This is a genomic window from Kitasatospora sp. NPDC023385 (assembly GCF_055664045.1).
Window position 1 is genome coordinate 154,455 of sequence record NZ_JBVOOL010000016.1, and the last position, 17,458, is coordinate 171,912.

The 17,458-nt window shown below is 73.5% G+C and carries 12 protein-coding genes; 10 read left to right on the forward strand and 2 right to left on the reverse strand.

Annotated features, from left to right (window positions below):
- Positions 1-281 precede the first annotated feature (281 nt).
- The 6 genes from AC0B61_RS24585 to AC0B61_RS24610 all read left to right on the forward strand — a co-directional run bounded on the left by AC0B61_RS24585 (position 282) and on the right by AC0B61_RS24610 (position 9,729).
- Positions 282-2,135, forward strand: a complete 1,854-nt coding sequence (locus AC0B61_RS24585; RefSeq protein WP_471742891.1) for an acetolactate synthase large subunit — start codon at positions 282-284, stop codon at positions 2,133-2,135.
- Positions 2,136-2,170: 35 nt separating this feature from the next.
- A complete protein-coding gene (ilvN, locus tag AC0B61_RS24590) occupies positions 2,171-2,695 on the forward strand; it encodes an acetolactate synthase small subunit (protein WP_030057405.1) in 525 nt (174 codons plus the stop codon).
- A 115-nt stretch (positions 2,696-2,810) separates the two neighbouring features.
- Positions 2,811-3,809, forward strand: coding sequence for a ketol-acid reductoisomerase (gene ilvC, locus AC0B61_RS24595; protein WP_471742892.1), 999 nt, complete (start codon positions 2,811-2,813; stop codon positions 3,807-3,809).
- Positions 3,810-4,055: 246 nt separating this feature from the next.
- Complete coding sequence (gene serA / locus AC0B61_RS24600) at positions 4,056-5,636, forward strand: phosphoglycerate dehydrogenase (RefSeq protein WP_471742909.1); 1,581 nt, start codon at positions 4,056-4,058, stop codon at positions 5,634-5,636.
- 328 nt (positions 5,637-5,964) lie between these two features.
- Positions 5,965-6,126: a hypothetical protein gene (locus tag AC0B61_RS24605; RefSeq protein ID WP_471742893.1), complete on the forward strand. Its 162-nt coding sequence runs from the start codon at positions 5,965-5,967 to the stop codon at positions 6,124-6,126.
- Positions 6,127-6,372: 246 nt separating this feature from the next.
- Complete coding sequence (locus tag AC0B61_RS24610; RefSeq protein WP_471742894.1) at positions 6,373-9,729, forward strand: S8 family peptidase; 3,357 nt, start codon at positions 6,373-6,375, stop codon at positions 9,727-9,729.
- 77 nt (positions 9,730-9,806) lie between these two features.
- On the opposite strand, the gene AC0B61_RS24615 is transcribed toward AC0B61_RS24610, so the two are convergent.
- The gene (locus AC0B61_RS24615; RefSeq protein ID WP_471742895.1) at positions 9,807-12,305 is read right to left on the reverse strand and encodes a YfhO family protein; all 2,499 of its coding nucleotides are present in this window, start codon (positions 12,303-12,305) and stop codon (positions 9,807-9,809) included.
- Positions 12,306-12,462: 157 nt separating this feature from the next.
- On the opposite strand from AC0B61_RS24615, the gene AC0B61_RS24620 reads away from it, so the two are divergent.
- The 4 genes from AC0B61_RS24620 to cimA all read left to right on the forward strand — a co-directional run bounded on the left by AC0B61_RS24620 (position 12,463) and on the right by cimA (position 17,088).
- Positions 12,463-12,624 carry a hypothetical protein gene (locus AC0B61_RS24620; RefSeq protein WP_471742896.1) on the forward strand — a complete coding sequence of 54 codons (162 nt, stop codon included), beginning with the start codon at positions 12,463-12,465 and terminating at the stop codon, positions 12,622-12,624.
- Between the two features lie 60 nt (positions 12,625-12,684).
- Entirely contained in the window at positions 12,685-13,722 is a 1,038-nt protein-coding gene (locus AC0B61_RS24625) for a 3-isopropylmalate dehydrogenase (RefSeq protein WP_471742897.1), read from the forward strand.
- A 246-nt stretch (positions 13,723-13,968) separates the two neighbouring features.
- On the forward strand, positions 13,969-15,081 hold the full coding sequence (locus AC0B61_RS24630; protein WP_471742898.1) for a branched-chain amino acid aminotransferase: 1,113 nt from the start codon (positions 13,969-13,971) through the stop codon (positions 15,079-15,081).
- A gap of 387 nt (positions 15,082-15,468) precedes the next feature.
- On the forward strand, positions 15,469-17,088 hold the full coding sequence (gene cimA / locus AC0B61_RS24635; RefSeq protein WP_471742899.1) for a citramalate synthase: 1,620 nt from the start codon (positions 15,469-15,471) through the stop codon (positions 17,086-17,088).
- An 88-nt stretch (positions 17,089-17,176) separates the two neighbouring features.
- Here cimA and AC0B61_RS24640 read toward each other — a convergent pair.
- On the reverse strand, positions 17,177-17,458 hold a 282-nt coding region (locus AC0B61_RS24640; RefSeq protein ID WP_471742900.1), incomplete at its 5' end, for an ATP/GTP-binding protein.

Genomic DNA, 17,458 nt, shown 5'->3' on the forward strand with positions numbered 1-17,458 from the left:
TTCTCGTACTTGGCGGGCGCGTCGGCTGACAGGGCACACAAGCCCTGCTCGTGACAGACCGACGCGCCACCCCTCGCATGCCCTTGGGCACGAGGGGTTTTTTGTTGCACTGACGCTGTTCCACCCCGCAAGACCCCTGGCCTCACCGCCCCAGAACGTCCGACTTGTCGGATCGAGCGGGACGATGGAGGCAGAGCCGGCGATCGGCCCGGACCGGGACCCCACCTCGCAGCACGGGGCCCGCAGTACCAGGTCGGCAAAACCCGAGAAGAGACAGGCAGATGACCGAGCACGCCGCATCCCCCCGCCGCGGGGACAACCCGGCCGCCAACGCTCCCGCTCCCCAGCACGTCGTCGAGACCATGACCGGCGCCCAGTCGCTCATCCGCTCCCTGGAGGCCGTCGGCGCGGACACCGTGTTCGGCATTCCGGGCGGGGCCATCCTTCCCGCGTACGACCCGCTGATGGACTCCGCCAAGGTGCGCCACATCCTGGTCCGGCACGAGCAGGGCGCCGGCCACGCCGCCACCGGCTACGCCCAGGCCACCGGCCGGGTCGGGGTCTGCATGGCCACCTCCGGCCCGGGCGCGACCAACCTGGTCACCCCGATCGCCGACGCCTACATGGACTCCGTGCCGATCGTCGCGATCACCGGCCAGGTCTCCTCCAAGGCGATCGGCACCGACGCCTTCCAGGAGGCGGACATCTGCGGCATCACGATGCCGATCACCAAGCACAACTACCTGGTCACCGACCCGTCGGAGATCCCCCGGGTGATCGCCGAGGCCTTCCACATCGCCGCCACCGGCCGCCCCGGCCCGGTCCTGGTCGACATCGCCAAGGACGCGCTGCAGGCGACCACCACCTTCCGCTGGCCGGTCGAGACCGCACTGCCCGGCTACCGCCCGGTCACCAAGCCGCACGCCAAGCAGATCCGCGAGGCCGCGAAGCTGCTGGTCGGCGCCAAGCGCCCGGTGCTGTACGTCGGCGGCGGCGTGATCAAGGCGCAGGCCACCGCCGAGCTGCGGATCCTCGCCGAGCTGACCGGCGCCCCGGTGGTCACCACCCTGATGGCGCTCGGCGCCTTCCCGGACAGCCACCCCCAGCACCTGGGCATGCCCGGCATGCACGGCTCCGTCCCGGCCGTCACCGCCCTGCAGAAGGCCGACCTGCTGTTCACCCTCGGCGCCCGCTTCGACGACCGGGTCACCGGCAAGCTGGACGGCTTCGCCCCGTACGCCAAGATCGTCCACGCCGACATCGACCCGGCCGAGATCGGCAAGAACCGCCCGGCGGACGTGCCGATCGTGGGCGACGCCCGCGAGGTGCTCGCCGACCTGATCGTCGCCGTCCAGGCCGAGTTCGACGCCGGCCACAAGGGCGACTACGCCGAGTGGTGGGAGAAGCTCGACGAGTGGAAGAAGACGTACCCGATCGGCTACGAGCCGGCCCCGAACGGCCAGCTCTCGCCGCAGCAGGTCATCGAGCGGATCGGCCGGCTGGTCGGCCCCGAGGCGATCTACGCCGCGGGCGTGGGCCAGCACCAGATGTGGAGCTCGCAGTTCATCCGGTTCGAGAAGCCCGGCACCTGGCTCAACTCCGGCGGCGCCGGGACCATGGGCTACGCCGTCCCCGCGGCGATGGGCGCCAAGGCCGGCCGCCCGGAGACCCCGGTCTGGGCCATCGACGGCGACGGCTGCTTCCAGATGACCAACCAGGAGCTGGTCACCTGCGCCCTGAACGACATCCCGATCAAGGTCGCGGTCATCAACAACGGCTCGCTGGGCATGGTCCGGCAGTGGCAGACGCTGTTCTACAACCAGCGCTACTCCAACACCGTGCTGCACGCCGGCCCGGACCACGACGGCATCGAGCCGCCGGCCCAGGGCACCCGGATCCCCGACTTCGTCCTGCTGTCCGAGGCGATGGGCTGCGTCGGCCTGCGCTGCGAGCGCCCCGAGGACCTGGACGCGGTCATCCAGCAGGCGATGGAGATCAACGACCGCCCCGTCGTCATCGACTTCATCGTCCACCAGGACGCCATGGTCTGGCCGATGGTCGCGGCCGGGACCAGCAACGACGAGATCCAGTTCGCCAAGGGCGTGCGCCCCGACTTCGGCGACGACTCCGAGTGACAGCCCCTGCCAACCCGGATCGACTGAGGAACCACATGTCCAAGCACACCCTCTCCGTCCTGGTCGAGAACAAGCCCGGCGTGCTCGCCCGTATCGCCTCGCTGTTCTCCCGTCGGGGCTTCAACATCGACTCCCTCGCGGTCGGCCCGACCGAGCACCCGGACGTGTCCCGGATGACGATCGTGGTCAACGTCGAGGACCTCCCGCTGGAACAGGTCACCAAGCAGCTCAACAAGCTCGTGAACGTGATAAAGATCGTCGAACTCGACCAGGCCGCTGCGATCCAGCGGGAACTGGTCCTGGTGAAGGTCCGCGCCGACAACGAGACCCGGTCGCAGATCGTCGAGATCGTCCAGCTGTTCCGCGCCAAGACCGTGGACGTGTCGCCGGAAGCGGTGACCATCGAGGCCACCGGCAGCTCGGACAAGCTGGAGGCCATGCTCCGGATGCTGGAGCCTTACGGCATCAAGGAGTTGGTCCAGTCCGGCCTGGTCGCCATCGGCCGCGGCGCCCGTTCGATCACGGACCGGTCGCTGCGCGCCCTCGACCGCAGCGCGTAGCCCGCGCGAGACGACGACCGTCTCACCTTCTGAAGCGAAGACCCACACCCCCGTCGGGTGCGCATACGGTAGTCACCGCGTACCCGGCACCCATCACGCAAGGAGATGTGCCCCCGTGGCCGAGCTGTTCTACGAAGACGACGCCGACCTGTCCATCATCCAGGGCCGCAAGGTCGCGGTCATCGGCTACGGCAGCCAGGGCCACGCCCACGCGCTGTCCCTGCGCGACTCCGGCGCCGACGTCCGGGTCGGCCTGAAGCCGGAGTCGAAGTCCCGCGCCAAGGCGGAGGAGGCGGGCCTGCGCGTCGTCACCCCGGCCGAGGCGGCGGCCGAGGCCGACGTCATCATGATCCTGGTCCCGGACCCGATCCAGGCCGACGTGTACGAGGCCGACATCGCCCCGCACCTGAAGGCCGGCGACGCCCTGTTCTTCGGCCACGGCCTGAACATCCGCTTCGGCTTCATCAAGCCCCCGGCGGACGTCGACGTCTGCATGGTCGCCCCGAAGGGCCCGGGCCACCTGGTCCGCCGCCAGTACGAGGAGGGCCGCGGCGTCCCCGCGATCGTCGCCGTCGAGCAGGACGCCACCGGCAACGCCTTCGCCCTGGCGCTGTCGTACGCCAAGGGCCTGGGCGCCACCAAGGCCGGCGTCATCAAGACCACCTTCACCGAGGAGACCGAGACCGACCTGTTCGGTGAGCAGGCCGTCCTCTGCGGTGGCACCGCCGCCCTGGTGAAGGCCGGGTTCGAGACCCTGGTCGAGGCCGGCTACCAGCCGGAGATCGCCTACTTCGAGTGCCTGCACGAGCTGAAGCTGATCGTCGACCTGATGTACGAGGGCGGCCTGGAGAAGATGCGCTGGTCGGTCTCCGAGACCGCCGAGTGGGGTGACTACGTCACCGGCCCGCGGATCATCACCGCCGACACCAAGGCCGAGATGAAGAAGGTCCTCACCGAGATCCAGGACGGCACCTTCGCCAACACCTGGATCGCCGAGTACAAGGCCGGCCTGCCCAAGTACAACGAGTACAAGAAGGCCGACGAGGACCACCTGCTGGAGACCACCGGCAAGAAGCTGCGCTCGCTGATGAGCTGGGTCAACGAGAAGGCCTGACCCCCTTCCCCGTCGGCTCGGTCCGGTAACTCCCTTGTACAAGTAGGCTGCTCTCGTCCGGGTGATTTCGCCGGACGGGAGCAGCCTGGCACCCAGCCCGTCGATACACTTCCGAGTGCGCGTCAGGCCCACAGCGTCGTGCGTCTACCTACGCGGCATGCCACCTTCCCCCGCCCTTCCACGCCACCTACGTGCCGGGGGAACCGGACAGTTAAGGACAACACTGTCGTGAGCACTGCGACCACTGTGAAAACCGGCGTCGTACTGATTGCCGAAGAGCTGTCGCCCGCCACCGTCGACGCCCTCGGCCCCGACTTCGAGATCCGCCACTGCAACGGCGCCGACCGCAACGAGCTGCTGACCGCGATCGCCGACGTCGACGCGATCCTGGTCCGCTCCGCCACCAAGGTCGACGCCGAGGCGCTGGCCGCCGCCCGCAAGCTCAAGGTGGTCGCCCGGGCCGGCGTCGGCCTGGACAACGTGGACGTGGCCGCCGCCACCAAGGCCGGCGTGATGGTCGTCAACGCGCCGACCTCCAACATCGTCACCGCCGCCGAACTCGCCTGCGGCCTGCTGATCTCCGTCGCCCGCAACATCGCGCCGGCCAACGCCGCGCTCAAGCAGGGCGAGTGGAAGCGCAACAAGTACACCGGCGTCGAGCTGAGCGAGAAGACCCTCGGCGTCGTCGGCCTCGGCCGGATCGGCGTCCTGGTCGCCCAGCGGATGTCCGCGTTCGGGATGAAGATCGTCGCGTACGACCCCTACATCCAGGCCGCCCGCGCCGCCCAGATGGGCGTCAAGCTGGTCTCCCTGGAGGAGCTGCTGGAGGTCGCGGACTTCATCACTGTCCACCTCCCCAAGACCCCCGAGACCATCGGCCTGATCGGCGACGAGGCGCTGCACAAGGTCAAGCCGACCGTGCGCATCGTGAACGCCGCCCGCGGCGGCATCGTCGACGAGGAGGCGCTCGCGAGCGCCCTGCGCGAGGGCCGGGTGGCCGGCGCCGGCCTGGACGTGTACGCCAAGGAGCCGTGCACCGACTCCCCGCTGTTCGCCTTCGACAACGTGGTCGCCACCCCGCACCTGGGCGCCTCCACCGACGAGGCGCAGGAGAAGGCCGGCATCGCGGTCGCGAAGTCGGTGCGCCTCGCGCTGGCCGGCGAACTGGTGCCGGACGCCGTGAACGTCCAGGGCGGCGTGATCGCCGAGGACGTCCGCCCGGGCCTGCCGCTGGCCGAGAAGCTCGGCCGGATCTTCACCGCGCTGGCCGGCGAGGTCGCCGTCCGGCTCGACGTCGAGGTCCGCGGCGAGATCACCCAGCACGACGTGAAGGTGCTCGAACTGTCCGCCCTGAAGGGCGTGTTCGAGGACGTCGTGGCGGAGACGGTGTCCTACGTCAACGCCCCGCTGTTCGCCCAGGAGCGCGGCGTCGAGGTCCGCCTGACCACCTCCAGTGAGAGCCCCGAGCACCGCAACGTGATCACCGTGCGCGGCACGCTCGGCAACGGCGAGGAGATCGCCATCTCCGGCACGCTGGCCGGCCCCAAGCAGATCCAGAAGATCGTCGGCGTGGACGCCTTCGACGTGGACGTGGCGCTCACCGACCACATGGCCTTCTTCAAGTACGAGGACCGCCCCGGCGTGGTCGGCGTGCTCGGCCGCCACCTCGGCGACGCGGGCATCAACATCGCCGGCATGCAGGTCGCGCGGGACGGCGGCAGCGCGCTGGCCTCCATCACCGTGGACAGCGAGATCCCGGCCGAGGTGCTGACCGTGATCGCCGCCGAGATCGGCGCCCACTTCGCGCGGTCGGTCGACCTGGGCTGAGACTGACGCCCCGCGGGGCCCGGACCGCCGTTCCAACGGCGGTCCGGGCCCCGCTGCGTTCCCAGGGGAGGCTCCCGTCTCAGATAGTAGGAAATCCGAGTATTCGTGCAGACACGATCCGGGCCTGGTCGTACCGTGGAAGAGCCACACGGTGAGCCGCCCCTGTAGCCAGGGCGCGCGGCCCGTGTGTGCGTGCGCCGTCACGGGCGGGCGACCCCTGCCCCGCGCGCACCCGCCGCGCACCGCCGCCCCCTCGGGGGCACGCCGCACACGGCACCTCCTTCTCCCTCCCGCGCTGTGCCGCAGCGCCGCTTCCAAGGAGCCAGGTATGCCCTCCACCGCCGACCGCCACGCCACCCCCACTCCCTCCGCCGCCCCCGTCCGCGCCCCGCGCCGCCGCCGGGCCGCCGAGCGGAACCCCTTCGCGGCCGATGCCCTGCAGCGCGCGCTGGACCGCCGGGACAACGGCGGCGTGACCGGCCACCGCTGAGCGGCCATCTCTGGCCGTCACCGCTGAGCGGCGCCGCGGGTGGCGTTCATCGGGCTACTGCTCCGAACGGGCTGACGGTGTGTCACTCCGTAGAGTGCAACCGCGGTCCGTCCGAGGGAAGTTGCTCGCCCCCGTCGGCGCGATCATCCTAATTTGGGGCCCCCGGAAGGGTGATCGGCGTCCGCGCGGGCGGGCGCCAGCGACACGGAGTGCGGATCAGTCCCCCCTGCCGGGGGAGAGGGCCCAGTGCGCCTGCCACCCGTCCGCCGACCCATCGCCCGGATCGGCCTCACCCTGACCCTGCTGGCCGGGAGCGTCGCCCTCGCCGCCGCCCCGGCGGCAGGCGGCCGCCCCGCCGAAGGGCCGCCCGCCGCAGGGCCGCCAGGGGCCGGCCGAACCGCCTCCGTCCTGCTCGAACTCACCACCGAGGCGGCCGGCCCCGCCTGGCAGCGCGCCGCCGACGGGGCCCGCCGGGCCCAACGCTCCCCGGAGGCCGTCCGCCGGGAAGCCGCGCAGGCCGGCGCCGCCCAGCGGGCCCGCACCGGCGACGCGCTCGACCGGCTCGCCGGAGCCGTCCGGCGGGCGGCCCCCGCCGCCCGCGAGCTCTACCGCACCCGCACCCTGCTCACCGGCCTCGCCGTCAGCGCGCCCGCCGACCGGCTGCCCGCCCTGCGGGCACTGCCCGGCGTCCGGGCCGTCCACCCGATCGTCAACAAGCGGCGGGACAACGCCCACTCCGTCCCGCTGACCGGCGCCCCGCAGGTCTGGGCCGACGGCCCCGCGCCCGACGGCAACACCGGCAAGGGCGTGCGGATCGGGATCATCGACAGCGGCATCGACTACACCCACGCCGACTTCGGCGGCCCCGGCACCGAGGAGGCCTTCCGCTCCGTCGAGCGCGGCAAGCCGGCGCCGCCCGCACTGTTCCCCAACGCCAAGGTCGTCGGCGGCAAGGACCTGGTCGGCGACGACTACGACCCCGACCCGAGCTCCCCGCACCACCAGCCCGTGCCGCACCCCGGCGACAACCCGCTCGACTGCGTGCGCAACGGACACGGCACCCACGTCGCCGGGACCGCGGCCGGGTACGGCGTCACCGCCGACGGCCACCCGTACACCGGCCCGTACGGGCCCGGGCTGGACCCGGCCGCCTTCAGGGTCGGCCCCGGCGCGGCCCCCGGCGCCCAGCTGTACGCGATCCGGGTGTTCGGCTGCGACGGCTCCACCGACCGGCTCGCCCAGGCCCTCGACCTCGCCGCCGACCCGAACGGCGACGGCGACCTCGGCGACCGGCTGGACGTCGTCAACCTCTCCCTCGGCAGCCGCTTCGGCAGCCCCGACGACACCGACGCGCTGGCCGTCGACCGGCTCACCGCGCTCGGCACCGTCGTGGTCGCGGCCGCGGGCAACGACGGCGACGTGTACGGCATCGGCGGCAGCCCCGGCACCGCCGCCCGGGCGATCACCGTCGCCGCCTCCGTCCACGGGCACGCCGACGTCGACGGCCTCACCGTGCTCGCCCCCGCCGACCTCGCCGGCGTCGTCCCGGCGCACTGGAGCGAGCGCTACCAGGGCTGGTCCACCGCCGACGTCAACGGCGAACTAGCCCTGCCCGCCGACCAGTCGGACGGCTGCACCGCCTTCAGCGAGGCCGACCGGCAGCGACTGGCCGGCCGGATCGCCGTACTCGCCTGGAAGACCGCCGAGGCCGACCGGGCCTGCAACTCCGGCCCGCGCGCCGACCACGCCGCCGACGCCGGCGCGATCGGCGCGCTCTACACCGCCGACACCGACCACCTCGCCGAGATCGCGGGCGACGACCGCATCCCGGCCGCGCTGTTGGCCCACGCCGACGGCGAGCGGCTGCGGCAGGCCACGGCCGCCGGGCCGGTACGGGTCCGGCTCGCCGCGCCCGGCAACCCGCTGCACGGCTCGGTCGCGCAGGACCAGCCGGCCCGGGCCGACACCCTCACCGACTTCACCTCGCGTGGCCTCGGCGTGCCCGGGGTGGTCAAGCCCGACCTCGCGGCCCCCGGCGAGAGCATCTGGTCCGCGCTGGTCGGCAGCGGCGCCGGCGGCCAGCGCGAGAGCGGCACCTCGATGGCCACCCCGCACGTCGCCGGGCTCGCCGCACTGGTCCGCGCCGCGCACCCGGACTGGCCGGTCGAACAGCTCAAGGCCGCGCTGATGAACACCACCGCGGACACCTACCTCGGCGACGACCACGGCGGGCCGGTCTACGGGCCCGAGCGCACCGGGGCCGGGCGAGTCCGGGTCGACCGGGCGGTGCGCACGCCCGCCGTCGCCTACGCGGCGGGGGACGGCGCCGAGGAGGGCGCCGTCGGAGTCTCCTTCGGACCGGTCGAGGTCGACGGGCCGACGGCACTCGGACGGGACATCGAGGTCCGAAACCTCTCCGCCGCGCCGCTGGCCTACCGCACCGGCTACGCGGCGGCCACCGAACTGCCGGGAGCCGCGTACGAGGTGTCCCCGGCCCGGGTCGACGTCCCCGCGGGCGGCACCGCGCGGGTCCGGGTGACGCTGTCCGTCCCGGGCGGGCTGGGGCGCGCGCCCGACCCGACCATCGACACCGAGCAGGGCGGCAAGGCACGCAGCTACCGGGGCGAACTCTCCGGGCGGGTGCTCCTCACCCCGGCCGCGGACGACACCCTGCCGCAGCTGCGGATCCCGGTGTTCGCCGCCCCGCGGCCCGCGAGCGGCCTCGCGGCGACGGCCACCGCCCGCACCGCGCGGGACGGCACGCTCGTCACACTCGGCGGCAGCGCCGCGCCCGGCGCGACACCCGGACTGGTCACCGCCCTCGCCCTCGGCGGCGAAGGCGCCCGCTGGGCCGACTGCCCGGCTGGCAGCGGGGCCGCCGTCGGACCGGGCGCGGGCATCCGGCCCGAGGGCGCGGGGGAGGGCGGCGACCCGGCGCAGGACGTCTGCGTCGAGCACCCCGGTGAGCGGTCCGCCGACCTGCGGGCGGTCGGCGCGGCCGTCGACCCCGACCTGCTGTACGTCGGCGCGCAGCTGTGGGCCCCCGCCGCGAGCCCGGTCGGGCTGTTCGGCGTGCGCGTCTCGCTGGACACCGACGGGGACGGCACCACCGACGTCATCCTCGAGGCCGACCGGCTGCGCGGCAGCGACGTCCTGGTCTCCCGCGCCCTCGACGCCCGGACCGGCGCCGAACTCGACGTCCAGCCGCTGAACGCCCGCTGGGGCGACACCGACACCGCGCTGCTGGACAGCGACGTGCTCGTCCTGCCCGTCCGGCTGAGCGCCCTGCCCGGCGTCCGGCCGGGGCAGAGCACCGTCCACTACGGCGTCTGGACCGGCACCCCCGCCCCCGGCACCCCGGACGTGGCCGAGGCCTACTCCGCCATCGGCCTGCACGGCACCCGCCCGGCCGTCCCGCTGGACGTCCTACACCCGGCCCTCGCCGCCCGGGCCGGCCTCACCGGGCCCCCGGCGGTGCTGGCCCCCGTCGGGCCCGGCAGCGTCCTCGCCGTGCACCGCGCCGCCGGTGACACCTCCAAGGTGCTGCTGCTGCACCACCTGAACCCGGGCGAGCGGCGGGCCCAGGTGGTGACCCTGCCCTGACCCCCGCGGCGTGCAGGAGGGCGGCCCGGCGACCACCGCGGGCCGCCCTTCGCGTACCGCCACGCCCGGCCGCAGGCTCAGGCCGACCCTTCGGCCGACCTCTGGGCGGCGGACCGGCGGCGGTCGCGGCGGGACGTGTGCGCGGGGCGGCGACGGGCGAGGAAGGCGAAGGCGGCGACCAGGACGAGGGCGGCGGCGGCCGCGGAGGCGACGGTCAGGCCCTCGGTGAGGCCGGGCGGCCGGAAGGCGCAGGCGACGCGGGACGCACCCGGGCCGAGCGGGACACCGATCATGCCCAGCACCGAGGTGGGGGCGGTGTACCGGCCGCCGTCGACGGCGCAGGTCCAGCCCTCGGCGGCGGAGACGGAGAGCAGCGCGGTACCGGTGGAGCCCGCCGGGAGGGCCGCCGCGAGGCTGTGCCCGCCGGCCTCGACCCAAGTGGCGCCGGTGGCGGAGAGACGGGCCACGGCGGCGTCCAGGGCGTCCGCCCGCAGGCAGCCGATCGGCCGGGCGGGGACCTGGCTCACCGTGTCGGACCGCAGCGTCACCCGGACCACGCCGTCCGCCGGGACGGTGCCCAGCCGGTGGATCGCCACCGCCGTCGTGGGCTGCTCGCCGTCGCTGCGGTAGGCGGTGCCGAGGCCGCTGACCGTGCCGCGGTACCAGACGCCGTGGAAGTACGCCGTCGAGCCGGGCGTGCAGGCGGCGGTGAGGACGGTGCCCTCCCCGCCGGGCGGCACCGACCAGCCGCTCGTGCCGTGCAGGGTGGGCGCGGGCCCGCCGGCCGGGACGGGAAGCGGGGCGTCGTACACCTGGCTGCCGAGCAGCGAATCCTGCCGCGACCAGACCGAGGAGGTGTCCGGCCGGGCACCCGGCGGCAGCACGGTGACCAGCGGCGGCGCGGCCGCCCGGCCGGGAGCGAAGCCGTACGGCGGCGGCCCGTCCGCCAGGTGCGCGCGGACGCCGAACAGGGACTGCCCGACCGGGTCGGCGACGCTCGCGGTCTGCCGGCCGCCGGCCGTCCAGCCCGCGCCGAGGTCGTGCAGCAGCAGGGCCGTGACGGTCGGCAGGTAACTGCTGAAGTAGCCGCCGCCCTGACCGTTCAGCAGCAGTGGGTCGTTCGCGGTGAAGGCGTGCGGGCCGGGGTCGCTGCGGCCGCGCGGCCAGTCGTCGGCCCCGCGGACCGCCGCGTGGCCGGCCCGCACCGCCGCCGGACGCACCCCGTCGGAGGGCGCCGCGCCGAGCGCCGAGTACCCGGACCAGACGGCGTTGCCGAGCACCACGGCGCCGACCACCCAGGTCGCGACGGCGTTCGCCCGCCGGTCGGCGTGCCGGCGGTCCAGGATCCACAGCGCGGCGAACAGGACGGCGCCGCCGACGGTCAGCAGCACCCAGGTCGCGGGCCGCACCGCATGTCGGCCCGCCGCCAGCCCGGCGACCACCGCGACCACGGCGGCGCCGCCCAGCAGCGTGCGGGCGTCCGGCCGGTGCGCCAACGACACCCAGCCGGCCAGCACCAGCAGCCCGCTGAGCACGAAGGCCACCCGGTACGGCCCGCCCGCCGGAATCGCCAGGCCGTGCCAGACCAGGACGGTCGGCGTCCAGACGAAGCCCAGCACCACCAGCGCCAGCGCCGCGCACCACACCGCCCGCTCCCGGACCCGCACCCGCCGGTTGAACGGCAGCCCGCACACCAGCAGCAGCCCGAACAGGCCGATCGCCACGTCCGGCAGCGCCGACCCGCCGTGGGTGGCGGGCAGCAACTGGGCGAGGTGGCCGCCGACGCCGGACGGGCCGAGCGGCTGCACCGGGGACTCCGGCTGGGCGCCCCGCGCGGCCCTGACCGCCACGAACAGCACCGGGGCGGCGAGCAGCACCCCGGCGGTCACCGCGGTGACGGCCCGGCCGGTGGCCCGGACCCGGTGGCGGAACGGCCGCGGGGTGGCCAACAGCCGGACGGCGAACAGGAGTCCGGCGACCAGGGTGGCCAGGGCGGCGGTGTACAGGTTGCCGGCCCAGGCGACGGCGACGCACAGCGAGCCGGCCACCCAGCGCCGCTCGTGCAGGCACCAGTCGGCGGCGAGGCCGAGCAGCGGCAGCGAGACCAGGCCCCAGAGCCACATCGGCGCGGCCCCGCCGACGTCCAGCACCCAGGCGCACAGCCCGTACCCGACGGCGGCGAGCGCCCGCAGCCGGCGCGGGCCGGGGTGGACGCGGCCGAGCAGCCGGGCCATCAGGGCGGTGCCGAGGCCGATGGTGGCGAGAGTGACCAGGAAGACGGCGAGTTCGCCCCGGTCGCGGGGCAGCAGCGCGGCGAGCCAGGAGAACGGGTTCATCAGATAGGCGAAGAAGTCCGCCAGGAACGGGACGCCGTACCCGCTGTTCCAGTCGAACAACAGGTCCCCGGCGGCCTGCCCGTGCAGCAGGTCCCACAGGTGGGCGTGGTACGGGACGGCGACCGCGTCCGCCCCGGCGGGCCACCGCCCCCGCAGCCCCGCCGCCACCGCGTACCCGCCCGTCGCCAGCCCCGCCGCACCCCCGCAGACCAGCACCTCCCGCCGCCGCTCGGCCCTCACCCACGCGCCCCGTTCTGCCGATGACCCCGGATCTCGCCACCCTAAGCGCGCCCCCGGCGCGGAATTCGACGCACGCGCTCCATCGAAGGAGTGGCGTCAGAGGAGGCGCTGCCGAGTAGCCTGAGAGGGCCATCAGGATGCCCGTATGGGAGGAACCATGAGCATCGCGCCGTACCCCGACTGGATTCGGCCTCCTGCTGGTGGCTACACGGTAGAGGACGAGCTTGAGCCGGCATCCACGCGGTACTTCCCGACCGGGATCCACCACAAGCAGTTGAAGGTCGATCAGCCGTTCCCGGTCGAGATCGACCTGACCTGACCCTGTCCGGATCGTGGACGCCAGGTGTCAGCCCCTGGGACGGCGGAGTAGGGTCCGAGCATGTCTCGCACCATTCGTCTCGCAGTCGTCCCGGGTGACGGCATCGGCCAGGAAGTGGTGGCCGAAGGCCTCAAGGTCCTCGCCGCCGTGCTTCCCTCCGACGTGAAGCTGGAGACCACCGAGTACGACCTCGGGGCCCGGCGCTACCACCGGACGGGGGAGACGCTGCCGGACGACGTGCTGGCGGAGCTGAAGTCGCACGACGCGATCCTGCTGGGCGCCATCGGCGACCCGAGCGTGCCGTCGGGGGTGCTGGAGCGGGGGCTGCTGCTCAAGCTGCGGTTCGCCTTCGACCACCACATCAACCTGCGGCCGGGCCGCCTCTTCCCCGGGGTGAAGTCGCCGCTGGCGGGCGAGCCGGAGATCGACTTCGTGGTCGTCCGCGAGGGCACCGAGGGTCCGTACGTCGGCAACGGCGGCTCGCTGCGCACCGGGACGCCGCAGGAGGTGGCCACCGAGGTCAGCCTGAACACCGCGTACGGCATCGAGCGCGTGGTGCGCGACGCCTACCGCCGGGCGCAGGCGCGGCCGCGCAAGAAGCTCACCCTGGTGCACAAGAACAACGTGCTGGTGCACGCCGGGCACCTGTGGACGCGGATCTTCGCCGCGGTCGGCGAGGAGTTCCCCGAGGTCACCACCGACTACCTGCACGTCGACGCGGCGACGATCTTCTTCGTCACCCAGCCGGAGCGCTTCGACGTCATCGTCACCGACAACCTGTTCGGCGACATCCTGACCGACCTGGCCGCGGCCGTCACCGGCGGGATCGGCCTGGCCGCGAGCGGCAACATCAACCCGGGCGGCGAGTTCCCGTCGATGTTCGAACCGGTGCACGGTTCGGCGCCGGACATCGCCGGCCAGGGCAAGGCCGACCCGACCGCCACCGTGCTGTCGGTCGCCATGCTGCTGGAGCACCTCGGCTTCGCCGCCGAGGCCGCCCGGGTCGAGGCCGCCGTCGCGGCGGACCTGACCGCGCGCTCCGGCGCCCGCAGCACCTCGCAGGTCGGCGACGCGCTCGTCGGCCGAGTATCCGGGTAGCGGGCCGGATCCGACAGCGGGATTCCGGCCGGGCGGCCGGATCCGACAAGGTTTCCGGCCAGGTGGGCCGGACCGCATAACCGCAGCTTGCAGCTCTCAAAGGAGCGGACAGCTGTTCGGCACGGCCCTCTGGATGCGAGTATCGACAGTGGGCCGTGCCGCTGTGCGTTCATTCCGGCGTTCGATCGCCGGAACGCACCGCCGGCGGTGGCGGCCCGGACCAACCCCACGGTGAAGGAAACAGCCATGAGCACGCCCACCCAGGCGCCCATCACGTTCGATCTCAAGCCCTCCGCCCACCCGCTGCCCGTAGCGGAGCGGGAGGCCCGGCTGGCCAACCCCGGCTTCGGCCGGGTCTTCACCGACCACATGGTCACCGTCCGCTGGACGGAGGGCGTGGGCTGGCACGACGCCCAGCTGGCGCCGTACGCGCCGCTGGAGATCGACCCGGCGAACATGACGCTGCACTACGGCCAGGCGATCTTCGAGGGTCTGAAGGCCTACCGCCAGGCCGACGGCTCCGTCGCGACCTTCCGCCCGGAGGCCAACGCCGCCCGCTTCCAGGCCTCCGCCCGCCGCCTGGCGATGCCGGAGCTGCCGGTCGAGACCTTCGTCGAGGCCGTCGAGCTGCTCGTCCAGCAGGACCAGGGGTGGGTGCCGAACGAGCCGGAGCAGAGCCTGTACCTGCGGCCGTTCATGTTCGCCACCGAGGTCGGCCTGGGGGTCCGCCCGGCGAACTCCTACCTCTTCATGATCATCGCCTCGCCGGCCGGCGCCTACTTCCCGGGCGGCATCAAGCCGGTCTCGGTCTGGCTGTCCAAGGAGTACGTCCGGGCCGCGCCCGGCGGCACCGGCGCCGCCAAGTGCGCGGGCAACTACGCGGCCTCGCTGGTCGCCCAGGCCCAGGCCGCCGAGAAGGGCTGCGACCAGGTGGTCTGGCTCGACGCCGCCGAGCACCGGTGGGTCGAGGAGATGGGCGGCATGAACCTGTACTTCGTCTTCGGCGAGGGCAAGGACGCGAAGATCGTCACCCCGGAGCTGTCCGGGGCCCTGCTGCCCGGCATCACCCGTGACTCGCTGCTGCAGCTCGCCGCCGACCTCGGCTACGCCGGCGAGGAGCGCAGGATCTCCACCGACGAGTGGCAGCAGGCCAACGCCGACGGCACCCTCACCGAGGTCTTCGCCTGCGGCACCGCCGCCGTGATCACCCCGGTCGGCTCGGTGAAGTCCGCCGCCGCCGACTGGACCGTCGGCACCGGCGAGCCCGGCCCGATCACCATGGAGCTGCGCAAGGCGCTGCTGGCGATCCAGGGCGGCCAGAGCCCCGACACCCACAACTGGATGCACAAGATCGCCTGAGCGGCCCGCACGCCGCCCGGCCCCCCTGGCCCGCCCGTTCCGCATCGCGAGACGGGCGGGCCGGATCCCGGGCCCTGTGCCAGACTGCCGACGTGTCCTCGCTTTCGCTGATGATTAGCAGCAGGCGCGCCGGTCCGCAGTGACCGCTTCCGCAGGACCCTCCGCGGAGCGACCACGAGCGTCCAGACCCGCGCGCAGACCTCTCGCACCCGCGAGGGGTCTTTTCGCTTTTTGGGCACCGCCCCATCGAGCACACCCCCGGACCGGCCGGGAGCCCCCACGAAGGGCTCGGGGACACCGGGGCAGCGCGCGCGATCCTGGACAGTGGAGCCGGACCGGAATCCGGCCAGAGCAGTACGAACCTCCCCGAACGGAGAACCAGGGGTCATGACCGAGGTCAGCCGTACCGACGACAGTTTCCACGTGTTCGACACCACGCTGCGCGACGGCGCCCAGCGCGAGGGCATCAACCTGACGGTGGCGGACAAGCTGGCCATCGCCCGGCACCTGGACGAGTTCGGGGTCGGCTTCATCGAGGGCGGCTGGCCCGGGGCCAACCCGCGCGACACCGAGTTCTTCGCCCGCGCCGCCGCCGAGCTGGAGTTGGCCCACGCCCAGCTGGTCGCCTTCGGCGCCACCCGGCGGGCCGGCGGCAGGGCCGCGGACGACCCGCAGCTCGCCGCCCTCGTCAACTCCGGCGCCCCCGTCGTCACCCTGGTCGCCAAGTCGCACGACCGGCACGTGGAGCTGGCACTGCGCACCACGCTGGACGAGAACCTGGAGATGGTCCGGGACAGCGTCGAGTTCCTGCGCTCCCGCGGCCGCCGGGTGTTCATCGACTGCGAGCACTTCTTCGACGGCTACCGGGCCAACCGCGAGTACGCCCTCGCGGTGGTCCGCACCGCGCACGAGGCCGGGGCGGACGTGGTGGTGCTCTGCGACACCAACGGCGGGATGCTGCCGGCCGGCGTCCGGGAGATCGTCGCCGACGTGCTCGCCCACTGCCGCACCTACCGGCCCGACGCCCGGCTCGGCATCCACGCCCAGGACGACACCGGCTGCGCGGTCGCCAACACCCTCGCCGCGGTGGACGCCGGCGCGACCCACGTGCAGTGCACCGCCAACGGCTACGGCGAGCGGGTCGGCAACGCCAACCTGTTCCCGGTGGTCGGCGCGCTGGAGATCAAGTACGACCGCCGGGTCCTGCCCGAGGGCCGGCTGGCCGAGATGACCCGGATCTCGCACGCGATCGCCGAGCTGGTCAACCTCACCCCCTCCACCCACCAGCCGTACGTCGGCTACTCGGCCTTCGCCCACAAGGCGGGCCTGCACGCCTCCGCGATCAAGATCGACCCGGACCTGTACCAGCACATCGACCCGGAGCAGGTCGGCAACACCATGCGGATGCTGGTCTCCGACATGGCCGGCCGGGCCTCCGTGGAGCTCAAGGGCAAGGAACTGGGCTACGACCTCTCCACCGACCGGGACCTGGCCGGCCGGGTGGTGGCCAAGGTGAAGGAGCAGGAGAACCTCGGCTACACCTACGAGTCCGCCGACGCCTCCTTCGAGCTGCTGCTGCGAGACGAGGTGCGCGGCAGCCGGGACCGCTTCTACCGGCTGGAGTCCTGGCGGACCATCAGCGAGCAGGGCCCGCAGGGTGTCTCGGGCAACGAGGCGACCGTCAAGCTGTGGGCCAAGGGCGAGCGGCGGATCGCCGTGGGCGAGGGCAACGGCCCGGTGAACGCGCTGGACCAGGCGCTGCGCACCGCGCTGGAGGGGATCTACCCGCCGCTGGCCACCTTCGAGCTGGTGGACTACAAGGTGCGCATCCTGGAGGGCCAGCACGGCACCGGGTCCAAGACCCGGGTGCTGATCGAGTCCACCGACGGCACCACCACCTGGTCGACCGTGGGCGTGGCCGACAACGTGGTCGCGGCCTCCTGGCTGGCGCTGGAGGACGCGTACACCTACGGCCTGGTCCGGGCCGGGTTGGAGCCCACCGAGTAGTCGGCCGGAGCCCCGGGCTGTCAGCGCCCGTTCTGCCCGCGGCCCACCGGACTCCGTACGAGGTCCCGTGGGCCGCAGGGCCGCGCGGTCATCGCAGTCGCGCGAGGAGGGCGTGTTCGACGAGGGTGATGAGGGCGCTTTTGGCGCTGTCGCGGCGGCGGGCGTCGAGGGTGATGACGGGGGTGTCGGCGCCGAGTTGGAGGGCTTCGCGGACTTCGTCGGCGGTGTGGGGCTGGTGTCCGTCGAAGCCGTTGAGGGCGACGACGAAGGGGAGTCCGCTGTTCTCGAAGTAGTCGAGGGCGGGGAAGCAGTCGGCGAGGCGGCGGGTGTCGACGAGGACGACGGCTCCGATGGCGCCGCGGACGAGGTC